The sequence below is a fragment of the Terribacillus saccharophilus genome, assembly GCF_002272745.1.
GTDB lineage: Bacteria > Bacillota > Bacilli > Bacillales > Amphibacillaceae > Terribacillus > Terribacillus saccharophilus_B.
Map to the genome: position 1 here is coordinate 1 of NZ_NPBD01000005.1, position 12,410 is coordinate 12,410.

The following is a 12,410-nucleotide window of genomic DNA, read 5'->3' on the forward strand; positions in this document are numbered from 1 at the left end:
TCGCTGCTTCTGCTGTATGCTCTTCTTGAGTAAACTGATAGCTTTGCTCGTCTTGAATGTTTCGATCATCGGCTTCCGTTTCCTCGTGGTTCACTTCTATCTCTTTTTCTGCTGCATACTCATCGTGAGAGAACTGATTGCCTTGCTCCTCGGCATTCTGATCTTCTCTCGCATATGCAGTTGACTCTTCAGGCTTAGCTGCTGGTTCTTCTTTAGCAAATTGATAGCTTTGTTGCTCATACTGCTGATTGTCACGTGCTTGAGCTTCGATTTGATCAGCTATTTCGTCTGTATAAGATTTAGCCTGTTCTGCTTGCTGGATCGGAGGCGGGAAGTAAGGTTGCTGCGGTGCTTGCGGCTGCGCTTGTTTTCTCTCTTCCAACACACCGTATATTGCAACCGTCGCATGTAGTTCAAGAACATTGCTGCCAGGAACTTCATAATCAAAATTATCGATTGTGACATATACGTCATTCAGCTGCTTGATACGATTTTTCGGAACAGATATCTCAACAGGGAAACGATGATAAAATGTATTTGTTCCAGCTTCCTGTTTCTCGATGTTTTCCATTTCCCTTGTACCAGGACTGACTGCGACTGCACTTCCTTCAGCAACCTCCTGAATAGGGTAATATTCACCCGTAAGTTCAATGACACCTCGGACAGAAATTTCATGCTCAAACTCCTGGATACTAATCTCCGGCTCCAATGCGATTCCTATTAAATCCTGCAACTGTGCGTCAGCACGGAAACTTAGTGATTCTTGTATATCAAACATAAAAGGTGTTGTCTCATTTGTAGACAAGTGGAATCCTCCCTCCAAGATTTAAGCGTTCCTCTGTACTAAAACCTATGCTTATGCCCATTCTTATATGTAAGGAAAATCCTTTGTCCCTATGAAAAAAAGCCCAAGCATAAGCTTGGGCTTTGAGTTTAAGATGCTGCTATTTTCTTGAAGGCTTGTCTAGCTGCTTCAATTGTCGCTTCGATATCCTCATCAGTATGAGCAGCTGATAGGAACAGCCCCTCAAATTGGGAAGGCGGCAGGAAGATACCCGCTTCGATCATCTCTCGGTAGTACATGGAGAAGTGATCCAAATTGGATGTCTTTGCCGTATCAAAGTTGATGACAGGAGTATCTGTAAAGAACACACCAACCATCGAGCCAGCACGGTTTACTTGCAATGCTATGCCGAATTCCTCTGCAGCTGCTTTGTAGCCTTCAGCAAGACGGTCAGCGTGAGCATTGATGCGCTCATACGCCGCTTTATCCATTGCTGCCAATGTTTCGAATCCAGCAGTCATAGCAAGCGGATTTCCTGATAACGTGCCTGCTTGATAAATATCACCAGCTGGAGCAACACGATCCATAATCTCCTTACGGCCGCCATAAGCTCCTACAGGAAGACCTCCACCAATGATTTTACCAAGGCAAGTCAAGTCTGGTTCAACGCCGAAGTGACCTTGCGCAGAATGATAGCCAACACGGAAACCTGTCATAACTTCATCAAAAATAAGTAAAGCGCCATGCTGCTTCGTGATGTCACGAAGTCCTTCAAGGAATCCTAGCTGAGGTGGGACTACACCCATATTCCCGCAGACTGGTTCAGCAATAACAGCTGCAATATCGTCACCGTACTGTTCGAAAGCATATTGCACACTTTCGAGATCATTGTACGGTACTGTAATTGTATTACGGGCAATTGTTTCCGGTACACCTGGGCTGTCCGGAAGTCCAAGTGTTGCCACACCAGAACCAGCTTTGATTAGAAGGGAATCACCATGGCCATGATAGCTGCCTACGAATTTCAAGATCTTGTCGCGTCCAGTGAAGCCACGTGCCAAACGAAGGGCACTCATTGTCGCCTCTGTACCGGAGTTGACCATTCGAACGATATCCATAGATGGAATCCGCTCTTTTACCAAAGCTGCCATCTTATTCTCAATCACAGTCGGTGCACCGAAGCTTGTCCCTTTCTCTGTGATCTTCTTCAAACCTTCTACAACACGGTCATCTGCATGCCCTAGAATGAGCGGTCCCCAGCTTAGTACATAATCGATGTACGTATTGCCATCAATATCTGTAATTTTAGAGCCCTTACCGCTATCCATGAAAATAGGATCCATACCTACGGAGCGGAATGCACGAACCGGGGAGTTAACTCCGCCAGGCATATGCTGTTTCGCTTCTTCAAATGCTGCTATCGATTTTTCAAAGCTTTTCATCAGATTTCCTCCTCGTCAGTTGTCTTCCTTCAGCCATCTTGCCACATCTTTTGCAAAGTAAGTCATGATCAAGTCAGCACCAGCACGTTTCATGCCGATCATTTTTTCCATAACAATTGCTTTCTCATCAATCCAGCCATTCAATGCAGCGGCTTTCACCATGCTGTATTCTCCGCTGACATTGTATGCAACGATTGGGGCATTGAATTGATTACGCACATCACGAATGATATCCAAGTAAGCAAGTGCAGGTTTCACGATAAGGAAGTCTGCATTCTCTTCGATATCAGATGTTGCTTCGCGCAGTGCTTCTCTTCTATTTGAAGGATCCATTTGATACGTTTTGCGGTCACCAAATTGCGGAGCACCATCAGCGGCTTCGCGGAATGGACCGTAAAAGGCAGATGCGTATTTGACAGAATAAGCCATAATCGGAATGTTCGTAAAGCCGGCTTCATCCAGCCCCTTACGGATTGCTTGTACATAGCCGTCCATCATGTTAGAAGGGGCAATGATATCAGCTCCTGCTTTCGCTTGGCTCACTGCAGTATCTACTAAATAGCCTAATGATTCATCATTATCGATTATTCCGTCATGCACGATCCCGCAGTGTCCATGAGAAGTATATTCACAAAGGCAAGTATCTGCAATCAATAGAAGCTCAGGGACTTCTTGTTTTGTCTGGCTGATTGCCCTCTGTACGATGCCGTGGTCATGGAAAGCACCAGTTCCGACTTCATCTTTTTCAGCTGGAATACCAAAAAATAGAACCGATTTGATTCCTAATTCGCTTACTTCCTTCATTTCAGCTGATAAATTATCTAAAGACAGCTGGAATACACCTGGCATGGAAGAAACTTCATTACGGACGTTTTCGCCTTCAACAACGAAAACTGGGTAAATCAAGTCATCCACTGTTACTTCTGTTTCTCTTACTAGTGCCCGCATATTTGCTGATGTACGCAAACGGCGGTGGCGTTTAAATTCTGCCATTATCATTCACCTGTCCTTTGTTCATAGTAATGTAATAATGCATCGATCATTGCTTCTGTTGTGTAATGTGCGGGCAGCAGGATATTATGGAAGCCATGCCGCTTGGCAGCTTCCTCTGTTGTCGGTCCAATGACGAGACAAAGTTTATCCAGCTGTTCCTTTTGCATTTCTGCCTCGCTGATAAAAGAATGAAAAGCCTCTATCGACGATGGACTTGTAAACGTCAATACCTCTGGCTGATCCTTTTGTAAGACCTTATTCAGAAGCTCTTGGTTAGATTTCTCTTCTACCGTATCATAGACGACCATTTTCTCGAAATTATAGCCATTCTGTCTCAATCCGTTTGACAATGCTGGCCGGGATAAATTCCCTTGAATCAGCAGTATCCGGTTTGCAGGATCATATGCTTCGCTGAATTCTTCTGCTAAGCGGTCAGCAGTATACGCATCCGGTATTAAATCAGCTCTCCTGCCAAGCACTCTTTCTACTGCCTCTGCCGTCTTCTGCCCAACTGCAGCAATATGGCAATGTTTCCAGTTCTCCAATTCGGAAAACTTACTCACTAATGTACCGAAGTGCTCTACTCCATTAATGCTCGAGAAGAACAGCCAGTCAAAGCGATTGCCTTGCTGGCTAAGCATTTGGTTGTCTTTATCCGTTCTCGTTCGAAACGTTAGTAAAGGCACCATAATAGGACTCGCGCCTGCTTGGGCCAGCTGTTCAGCTAATCGGACAGCCTGCTGCTTCGGGCGCGTTATGAGCACCTTCACGGCCGGCAGCCGGCTCAATTGGATTCCGACTCCTGAATCGCTTTGGTGATAATATCCTGTGCACCTTGTTCCTGCATCTTTTCAGCGGCAAGTTTGCCAACTTCTTGGGGATCAGTTCCTCGTACTTCTTCTTTGAATACTTGTTTTCCGTCAACAGAAGCAATCAAAGCTGTCAGTACAACGTCGTCTTCTTCCATATGAGCAACACCCGCAATCGGCACTTGACAGCTTCCGTTCATTAAATAAAGAAAAGTACGTTCAGCCGCTACCGTCTGCTGCGTATAAGAATCATTGATTTTCGCCAAAAGCTCGATCAATTCCATATCAGTATCGCGGCACTCGATTGCAAGTGCGCCTTGGCCGATAGCTGGAAGGCAAAGATCTGTTTCGAGGAATTCTGTGACGATTTCATCTCCCCAGCCCATGCGCTTCAAGCCAGCTGCAGCAAGAACAATTGCATCAAAATTTTCATTTTCAAGCTTTTTCAAGCGCGTGTCGATATTTCCGCGTATCGGTTTGATCTCGATATCCGGACGAATAGCAAGAATCTGCGATGCACGACGCAGGCTGCTTGTTCCGACAACTGCACCTTCCGGCAATTCTCTTAAGGAAACGTTATTCTTGGAGATCAAGGCATCCCTGTAGTCCTCCCGAACTGGTACGCTGGCAATCGTGAGACCGACAGGAAGCTCGGATGGCATGTCCTTCATACTATGTACGGCCATATCGATTTCCTCGTCATACATAGCTTGCTCGATTTCCTTAACGAACAACCCTTTTCCTCCAACTTTTGAAAGTGTAACGTCCAGGATTTTGTCTCCCTTTGTTTCGATTTTCTTGATTTCGAATTCATATGGCGCACCAGTTAGTTTTAATTGCTCGATAACCCACTTTGTTTGTGTGAGAGCCAGATTGCTTTTTCTTGAACCAACGATAATTTTTCGCATTGCTCTACCTCCTAAGGACTACTTAATTTACCTAGTAAAATGAAATGATGAATACGTGCTAAGCAAGAAGAAATTAATGATGAGGATCAGAAAGGCTGCAATAGTATATATTGCCAGGCCTTTCCCTCTGACACCTCTTGCCAAACGCAAGAACAGATAAACTGCATAGACGGCCAGTACCGTCAGAGAACCGATTGTCTTCCAATCATACCAGTAGAAGACTGCTGTTGTCGTATAAGCCCATACAATCCCCATAACAATCGATAACAATAATAAAGGCGTCCCGATTGTTATAGAAGTGAAGGTATATGTCTCTAGCTTGCCCAAGTCGCCAAGCCTTGTCCACCACCTATACCCTTTTTTCTGCTTCAAAAGCTGGAATTGGAATAAGTACATGAGGGCAAAGACAAAGGACAGGGTGAAAAATCCATACGCCAGAATAGCCAGTGTGATATGTGCGATCAGCACTTCATTCATGAAAGGAATGGTCTGAGACCATTCCCTCTCATAAGCTGAGCTTGCAATATATAATAACATCATAAAAAAGCCGACCACATTCAGGAAGAAGGTGAGAAAATCGACTTTGTAGATGCGGTTGATGAATAAGGATAGTGACACCAGGATCCAAGCATAAAAGTATAACCCTTCATATACGTCCTTTACCGGCAGGCCAGCATGCGCAACCATTTCCTGCAATAAAAAAAGGCTCTGGAAGAACCATACTAAAGTAAGCAAACGGAAGGCGAAAACATTCGCCTTCCGATTCTTTTGTATAAAATCGATAAAATAGCTGAAAATGCTGGCTGCATATAGAAGTAAAATAATTTCGTAAAGATAAGCCGGTACCTGCATCTATAAGCCCTTCTTTTTATCTAGTTGTGGAAGCATTTGGTACAGACTGAAGCTTTTGTGACTCTGTGCGCTCCAGTTTGATAAGATTATTCTGTTTATCCAGCACCGCTTTTTCAATTCCGAAAATCTCTGCGAACTGCTGAATCAATTCTTCACTGTTCTCACGCCCGGCAAGCTCTTTTGCTTGTGTGATCGGCTGCTTGAGAAGCTGATTGATGATACTTTTCGTGTGCTTGTTCAGCACTCGCATATCACGTTCGCTAAGGTCAGGCAGCTTCCGCTCCAAACTCTTCATTGTCTCAGTCTGGATAGATGCTGCTTTACGGCGTAGCTCAGAAATGACTGGTACAACACCTAATGTCTGCAACCATACTTTGAAATCGACGATACCGCCTTCGATCATAATTTCGATCTTCTCAACTGCTTCCTGACGAGCAGCCAAGTTCGCATCAACAACATCCTGTAAATCATCGATATCGTATAGGAAAGTGCTTTCCAACTCATCCACATCAGGATTAATATCACGTGGCACAGCAATATCAACTAAGAATAATGGCTGGCCTTTGCGTTCCTTATGAACAGCTTGAAGCATTTCTTTATCCAATACGTATCCTGGTGCACCAGTAGAACTGATAACAATATCAGCATCATGCAATGCACTGTCCAGTTCATCCCATCCTGCTGCTTTGCCATTGAACAAAGCGGCTAGCTGTTCTGCTTTTTCTTTTGTCCGATTTACTACCGTAACATCTTTGACGCCTGAACCGTGCAGGTTTTTCGCTGCAAGTTCCCCCATTTTACCAGCGCCTAGGATGACGATTCGTTTAGAAGAAATATCACCGAAGATCTTTTTAGACAACTCTACCGCTGCGTAGCTGACAGAGACAGCATTTTCTCCGATTCCTGTCTCTGTATGTGCACGTTTGGCTACCGTAACAGCCTGTTTGAACAATTCATTATAAATCGTTCCAGATGTGTGCAGCTCTTGTGCTTTTTGGAAAGCGCGTTTCAGCTGTCCAAGGATCTGTGTTTCCCCTACTACCATGGAGTCCAGTCCGCTCGCTACCTTGAACAGATGCTCCACAGCTCTTTCATCCTCATGAAATGTAAGATAAGATGCAATCTCGTCTTTTTCGATACCGAACCATTCAGACAAGAATTTCTTTATATAATAGCGGCCAGTATGCATCTGGTCGACCACTGCATAGATCTCCGTACGGTTGCATGTCGAAACAATGACGTTTTCGAGCATGCTTTTCTGGTTGGAGAGTGCTTGCATCGCTAAGCCAAGCTCTTCTTCCTTGAAACTTAGTTTTTCTCTAATTTCAATCGGGGCTGTGCGATAATTGATTCCAGCAACTAACATGTACATTCCCTTTTTCCCCCTTGAAAACATGTCGCTCTTACTAGTATAACACTATGGTATTTCTGTCCTATTTAAAATTGTGAACAGAATCGCAAACAATTGTGTTAGGATAGAGTGTGTGTTTATTTGTGAATGTTTGTGAATGATTTCATAAGTACATATAACAAGTTAACACAGCTAGTCATGATAATCAACGATTTAATCTTATTTAATAATAATTATTATGTGGAGAGATGTTATGACGAAGAAAAATGCTTTTATTGGGTTCCTACTACTGGGGATCGGTGCTTATTTCCTATTACGTCAGTTGCGTGTTCCCTTGTTTGTCGACTTTTATTCGTGGCCGACTTTATTAATTATCATTGGCGCCGCACTACTATTGCATGCTTATCTTGCGAAAGATCATAAAAACTTATTCGCCGGCTATTTTATTCTTGGCTTAGGTATCCATTTCCATGGACTGAAACATTATGGCTTCTGGACCGATAGCTGGGGAGCTTATCCCTTCTTAGCCGGGGCCGCTTTGTTCATTTCGGCACTTAAAACAAAAAAAGGTTATGTATGGGCAATATTGCTGCTTGCTCTTGGTGTTTTTGCCATTGCTGCACCGCAGCGGCCCGCTTGGTTCGGCTGGCTCGACAGGACAGCAGGTTTTATTACTAATTATTGGCCTGTTCTGCTTATCCTGGCCGGAGCTTACCTTTTATTCCGAAAAAAATAACCGTACAAGCTATAGCTTGTACGGTTATTTTTTATAGGAATTTTTTCAATACTCCCCATGCTTCTTCTTTTCCTTCTCCTGTTTCGGAGGAAAATGGAAGGATGATATCTTCTTGTAACAGCTGCAATTTATTAGCAGCACGCTTGATATGCTGGACACGTTTCCCTTTTGGAATCTTATCCAGCTTCGTAGCTACTACTACAACCGGCAATTCATAATGCTTCAAGAACTCATACATCGCGACGTCGTCCTTGGTTGGTTCATGCCGAATATCGACAAGCAACACAACCGCCTTCAAATTCTCACGCTCAGTAAAATATTCCTCGAGCATTACGCCCCAAGCATTACGTTCTTTCTTTGAAACCTTTGCATATCCATAGCCCGGCACATCCACAAAATGAAACCGCTCATTGATCTTATAAAAGTTCAAAGTCTGCGTCTTCCCTGGCTTCTGGGATGTACGGACCAAATTCTTCCGATTGATCATCTTATTGATAAAAGATGATTTCCCTACATTCGAGCGGCCGGCTAAAGCAATCTCCGGCATATGTGTCTCCGGATATTGCTTTTTCGATACCGCGCTAATTACTATTTCTGCTTCAGTTACTTTCATGTTTATCTTCCACCAATGCGTATTTTAATACCTCATCAAGATGGCTGACTTTAATAAACGTCATGTCTTGCTTGATTGTATCCGGTATTTCTTCCAGATCCCGGTCATTATCGGCTGGGAAGAGGATTGTCGTAATACCTGCTCGATGAGCACTCAAACTTTTCTCCTTCAGTCCGCCGATTGGCAAGACCCGCCCACGTAGGGTGATTTCACCTGTCATTCCGACTTCTTTCCGTACCGGTCTGCCAGTAAGTGCACTCGTCAATGCGGTGGCAATCGTAATACCGGCAGATGGGCCATCCTTCGGTGTTGCTCCTTCTGGCACATGGATATGAATATCATAGTGCTCATGGAACGATGGATCAACGCCGAGTTCTTCGGCATTGGAACGGATATAGCTGAATGCGGCCTGAGCTGATTCTTTCATAACATCGCCGAGCTTACCGGTTAGTGTCAGTTTTCCTTTACCTGGAGACAAGGAAACCTCTATTGATAGTGTATCTCCGCCAGCAGTCGTATAAGCAAGACCTGTCGCTGCGCCAACTTGATTCTCCTCTTCCATTAAACCATACCGGAAGCGTGGGCGTCCAAGCAATTCTTCTACTTTCTTCGCGCTTACTGTCACCCGTTTCTTATCTTCGGAAACGATGATGCGTGCAACTTTACGGCAAACAGCTGCCAGCTGGCGCTCCAGACCACGTACACCAGCTTCCCTTGTATAGCGGCGCACGATATGTTCAAGCGCTTCATCCTTTACAAGAATGTTGCCTTTCTTCAGACCATTTTCTTTGATTTGCTTTGGCAGCAAATGTTCCTTGGCAATATGAAGTTTTTCCACTTCCGTATAACCTGCAATGCTGATGATTTCCATCCGATCAAGGAGCGGACCTGGAATTGATCCTAAGTTATTCGCTGTTGCAATGAACATGACATTGGAAAGATCATACGTCTCTTCGATGAAATGGTCACTGAATGAACTGTTCTGTTCCGGATCAAGTACCTCGAGCATAGCGGATGACGGATCTCCTCGGAAGTCATTGGACATCTTATCAATTTCATCGAGCAAAAAAATAGGATTCGTCGTTCCAGCTCGCCGCATGCCCTGCATGATTCGTCCAGGCATCGCTCCAACGTATGTACGTCGATGTCCACGGATTTCCGCTTCATCTCGTACGCCGCCCAAAGATACACGAACAAATTTCCGGTTGATTGCTTTAGCGATACTTGTCGCCAAGGATGTTTTCCCGACCCCAGGAGGTCCAGCAAGACAAAGAATCGGACCTTTCAAGGAATTGGTCAGTTTCTGAACGGCCAAGTATTCCAGTATCCGTTCCTTCACTTTGTCCAGGCCGTAATGATCTTCGTTCAAGGTCTCTTCAGCGTGAGGAATATCCAGTTTGTCTTCTGTTTGTTTCTTCCATGGCAAAGCAATCAGCCACTCCAAATAGTTGCGGATGACAGAGCTTTCCGCTGAGCTCTGCGGTACGCGCTCATAACGGCTCAATTCCTTTTCAGCAACTTCCTTCATGTGATCCGTCATATCAGATGCTTTGATATCTGCCCGGAACTGCTCAATCTCACTGGACTTGCCATCGCGATCACCAAGTTCCTTCTGGATTGCCTTCATTTGCTCTCGCAAATAATATTCCTTTTGGGTTTTCTCAACTGATTGTTTGACTCGAAGGCCGATTTTCTTTTCAAGATCAAGTACTTCCCGCTCATTCGTAATAATCGTAATGATGTGACGCAGACGTTCTTTTACATCTTGCATCTCAAGAATCTCCTGCTTATCATCCAATCGCAGTGAAAGATGAGAGGTAATCATATCAGCCATGCGCCCAGGTTCCGTAATATCCGTCAAAGTCGCAAACGTCTCTTGGCCAATCTTCTTAGAAACCTTTATGTATTGCTCAAACTGTTCCAAAAGCGCACGCATCAGTGCTTCTTCCTCATTTTTCGTACCATGCTCGTCTGGTCTTTCTTCTATTTCAACCATGAACTGCTTGTCATCCTCCAGGAAACGGATGATTTGAGCACGATATAGTCCTTCAACCAATACACGCATCGTACCGTTCGGAAGCTTCATCATCTGATTGACTTTTGCTACCGTACCTATATGGTGGATTTCCTCTTCTGTCGGTTCATCTAAATCTACTTCCTTTTGTGCAGCCAGAAAGATTGTTTCTCCTTCCAGCATCGCGCGTTCCAATGCATGAACGGATTTTTCCCTGCCTACATCCAAATGTAGAACCATCGTCGGAAAAATAAGCAAACCCCTTAAGGGTAAAAGAGGCGTTATCAGTGTCTTCTCTTTTTCCATTGTGACACCTCCAAATGTCTGTCTTCTTCAGTCCTTCTTAAAGTATATACACAACCACAGTACTGTACCCATACTTTGTGAAAATCAAGAAAAAAATCCCTTGCCACCAACTGTAACAAGGGATTTGCTGTACATGATCATCTGCTTGTCAGATAGAGATTATGCACTCTCTTTCGGAGATTGCTGGTTCTCATCTGTTACGGTACCATCATGCAGTACAAACTTCGGACGGCCATTCTCAAGCAGTACTGTATCTTTTGTTATGATGCATTGTTTGATATCATCACGGGATGGAAGTTCATACATAACGTCCAGCATGATACCTTCCATGATGGAGCGCAAGCCCCGTGCACCAGTTTTACGTTCAATTGCCAGCTTAGCAATTTCACGAAGCGCATCTTCTTCGATGACCAATTCTACTTGGTCCATCTGGAAGAGCTTCTGGTATTGTTTCACCAATGCATTTTTAGGTTTTGTCAGGATCTCAACCAAAGCTTCCTCATCAAGCGGCTCTAGGCTGCCGATAACAGGCAGACGGCCAATGAACTCTGGAATCAAACCGAATTTCAATAGATCTTCCGGTAATACTTTGGAAAGATATTCACCTTTATCTAATGTCTCTTTGCCATCATTAGCACCAAAACCGATAACCTTGTTACCAAGGCGGCGTTTAATGATTTGCTCGATTCCGTCGAAAGCACCACCACAGATGAATAGAACGTTTGTTGTATCAATCTGGATGAATTCTTGATGAGGATGCTTACGGCCGCCTTGTGGCGGAACGCTTGCTACCGTACCTTCAAGAATTTTAAGAAGTGCCTGCTGCACACCTTCACCGGAAACATCACGAGTGATGGATGGGTTCTCGGATTTACGCGCTACTTTATCGATTTCATCGATGTAGATGATTCCTTTTTCAGCTTTTTCTACATCGTAGTCAGCAGCTTGAATCAATTTAAGCAAGATGTTTTCTACATCTTCCCCAACGTAACCAGCTTCTGTTAAAGAAGTTGCATCTGCAATTGCGAATGGTACGTTTAGGATACGAGCCAATGTCTGAGCTAGTAATGTCTTACCACTACCAGTCGGTCCGATCATTGCGATATTACTCTTAGACAATTCCACATCATCTGAGCTCTTACCAGAATTGATACGTTTATAGTGGTTGTAAACCGCTACAGCAAGATTCTTTTTCGCTTTATCCTGTCCGATAACGTAATCGCTTAGGATTTCACGGATTTCCTGTGGTTTCGGAATTTCTTTGAATTCAACTTCTTCTTCGTTTCCAAGTTCCTCTTCCACGATTTCTGTGCACAGATCGATGCACTCATCACATATATAGACGCCTGGTCCGGCTACTAATTTACGTACTTGGTCTTGGCTTTTGCCGCAGAAGGAGCATTTAAGTTGTCCTTTTTCTTCATTAAATTTAAACATCATTTCACCCCTCGAATGTAATATCTATATATGATATCTCGAAAGATCAAACACATTCTGGATGCGCCCAGCCTTCCTTTTTCCAATCATATCAGATAAAAGCAGTATTAAAAAGCAAAACACTTTTTCCATCAGTATTAGCCAAATGAACGCAGGTAAACCCTT

11 protein-coding genes are annotated in these 12,410 nt (G+C 44.0%); 1 reads left to right on the top strand and 10 read right to left on the bottom strand.

Annotated features, from left to right (window positions below):
• The 7 genes from CHH58_RS06290 to hemA form a co-directional block, all read right to left on the bottom strand.
• Window positions 1-805: hypothetical protein (locus CHH58_RS06290; protein WP_141235090.1), on the bottom strand; the 805-nt coding region annotated here is incomplete at its 3' end.
• Between the two features lie 128 nt (window positions 806-933).
• Window positions 934-2,226 (bottom strand): glutamate-1-semialdehyde 2,1-aminomutase, encoded by a 1,293-nt coding sequence (gene hemL / locus CHH58_RS06295; RefSeq protein ID WP_095226698.1) that lies wholly within the window; start codon window positions 2,224-2,226, stop codon window positions 934-936.
• 15 nt (window positions 2,227-2,241) lie between these two features.
• Entirely contained in the window at window positions 2,242-3,225 is a 984-nt protein-coding gene (gene hemB, locus CHH58_RS06300) for a porphobilinogen synthase (RefSeq protein ID WP_095226697.1), read from the bottom strand.
• Complete coding sequence (locus CHH58_RS06305; RefSeq protein ID WP_095232917.1) at window positions 3,222-4,007, bottom strand: uroporphyrinogen-III synthase; 786 nt, start codon at window positions 4,005-4,007, stop codon at window positions 3,222-3,224. Before CHH58_RS06305 ends, hemB begins: the two co-directional genes overlap by 4 nt.
• Window positions 4,004-4,936: a hydroxymethylbilane synthase gene (hemC, locus tag CHH58_RS06310; protein ID WP_095226695.1), complete on the bottom strand. Its 933-nt coding sequence runs from the start codon at window positions 4,934-4,936 to the stop codon at window positions 4,004-4,006. Before hemC ends, CHH58_RS06305 begins: the two co-directional genes overlap by 4 nt.
• Window positions 4,937-4,963: 27 nt before the next feature.
• Window positions 4,964-5,788, bottom strand: a complete 825-nt coding sequence (locus CHH58_RS06315) for a cytochrome C assembly family protein (RefSeq protein WP_095226694.1) — start codon at window positions 5,786-5,788, stop codon at window positions 4,964-4,966.
• 16 nt (window positions 5,789-5,804) lie between these two features.
• Entirely contained in the window at window positions 5,805-7,160 is a 1,356-nt protein-coding gene (gene hemA / locus CHH58_RS06320; RefSeq protein WP_095226693.1) for a glutamyl-tRNA reductase, read from the bottom strand.
• Window positions 7,161-7,392: 232 nt separating this feature from the next.
• Here hemA and CHH58_RS06325 point away from each other — a divergent pair, with 232 nt between their 5' ends.
• On the top strand, window positions 7,393-7,875 hold the full coding sequence (locus CHH58_RS06325; RefSeq protein ID WP_095262203.1) for a LiaI-LiaF-like domain-containing protein: 483 nt from the start codon (window positions 7,393-7,395) through the stop codon (window positions 7,873-7,875).
• A 31-nt stretch (window positions 7,876-7,906) separates the two neighbouring features.
• Here the strand turns inward: CHH58_RS06325 and yihA are convergent, their stop codons facing one another.
• The 3 genes from yihA to clpX form a co-directional block, all read right to left on the bottom strand.
• Window positions 7,907-8,488: a ribosome biogenesis GTP-binding protein YihA/YsxC gene (gene yihA / locus CHH58_RS06330; protein WP_095232919.1), complete on the bottom strand. Its 582-nt coding sequence runs from the start codon at window positions 8,486-8,488 to the stop codon at window positions 7,907-7,909.
• Window positions 8,475-10,808 carry an endopeptidase La gene (gene lon / locus CHH58_RS06335; RefSeq protein WP_095226690.1) on the bottom strand — a complete coding sequence of 778 codons (2,334 nt, stop codon included), beginning with the start codon at window positions 10,806-10,808 and terminating at the stop codon, window positions 8,475-8,477. Before lon ends, yihA begins: the two co-directional genes overlap by 14 nt.
• 159 nt (window positions 10,809-10,967) lie before the next feature.
• Window positions 10,968-12,245 (bottom strand): ATP-dependent protease ATP-binding subunit ClpX, encoded by a 1,278-nt coding sequence (clpX, locus tag CHH58_RS06340; protein WP_038561852.1) that lies wholly within the window; start codon window positions 12,243-12,245, stop codon window positions 10,968-10,970.
• Window positions 12,246-12,410 lie beyond the last annotated feature (165 nt).

Coding starts and splice junctions, on each gene's coding strand:
- hemL (WP_095226698.1), bottom strand. CDS start 2,226: ATGAAAAGCTTTGAAAAATCGATAGCAGCATTTGAAGAAGCGAAACAG.
- hemB (WP_095226697.1), bottom strand. CDS start 3,225: ATGATAATGGCAGAATTTAAACGCCACCGCCGTTTGCGTACATCAGCA.
- hemC (WP_095226695.1), bottom strand. CDS start 4,936: ATGCGAAAAATTATCGTTGGTTCAAGAAAAAGCAATCTGGCTCTCACA.
- CHH58_RS06315 (WP_095226694.1), bottom strand. CDS start 5,788: ATGCAGGTACCGGCTTATCTTTACGAAATTATTTTACTTCTATATGCA.
- hemA (WP_095226693.1), bottom strand. CDS start 7,160: ATGTACATGTTAGTTGCTGGAATCAATTATCGCACAGCCCCGATTGAA.
- CHH58_RS06325 (WP_095262203.1), top strand. CDS start 7,393: ATGACGAAGAAAAATGCTTTTATTGGGTTCCTACTACTGGGGATCGGT.
- yihA (WP_095232919.1), bottom strand. CDS start 8,488: ATGAAAGTAACTGAAGCAGAAATAGTAATTAGCGCGGTATCGAAAAAG.
- lon (WP_095226690.1), bottom strand. CDS start 10,808: ATGGAAAAAGAGAAGACACTGATAACGCCTCTTTTACCCTTAAGGGGT.
- clpX (WP_038561852.1), bottom strand. CDS start 12,245: ATGTTTAAATTTAATGAAGAAAAAGGACAACTTAAATGCTCCTTCTGC.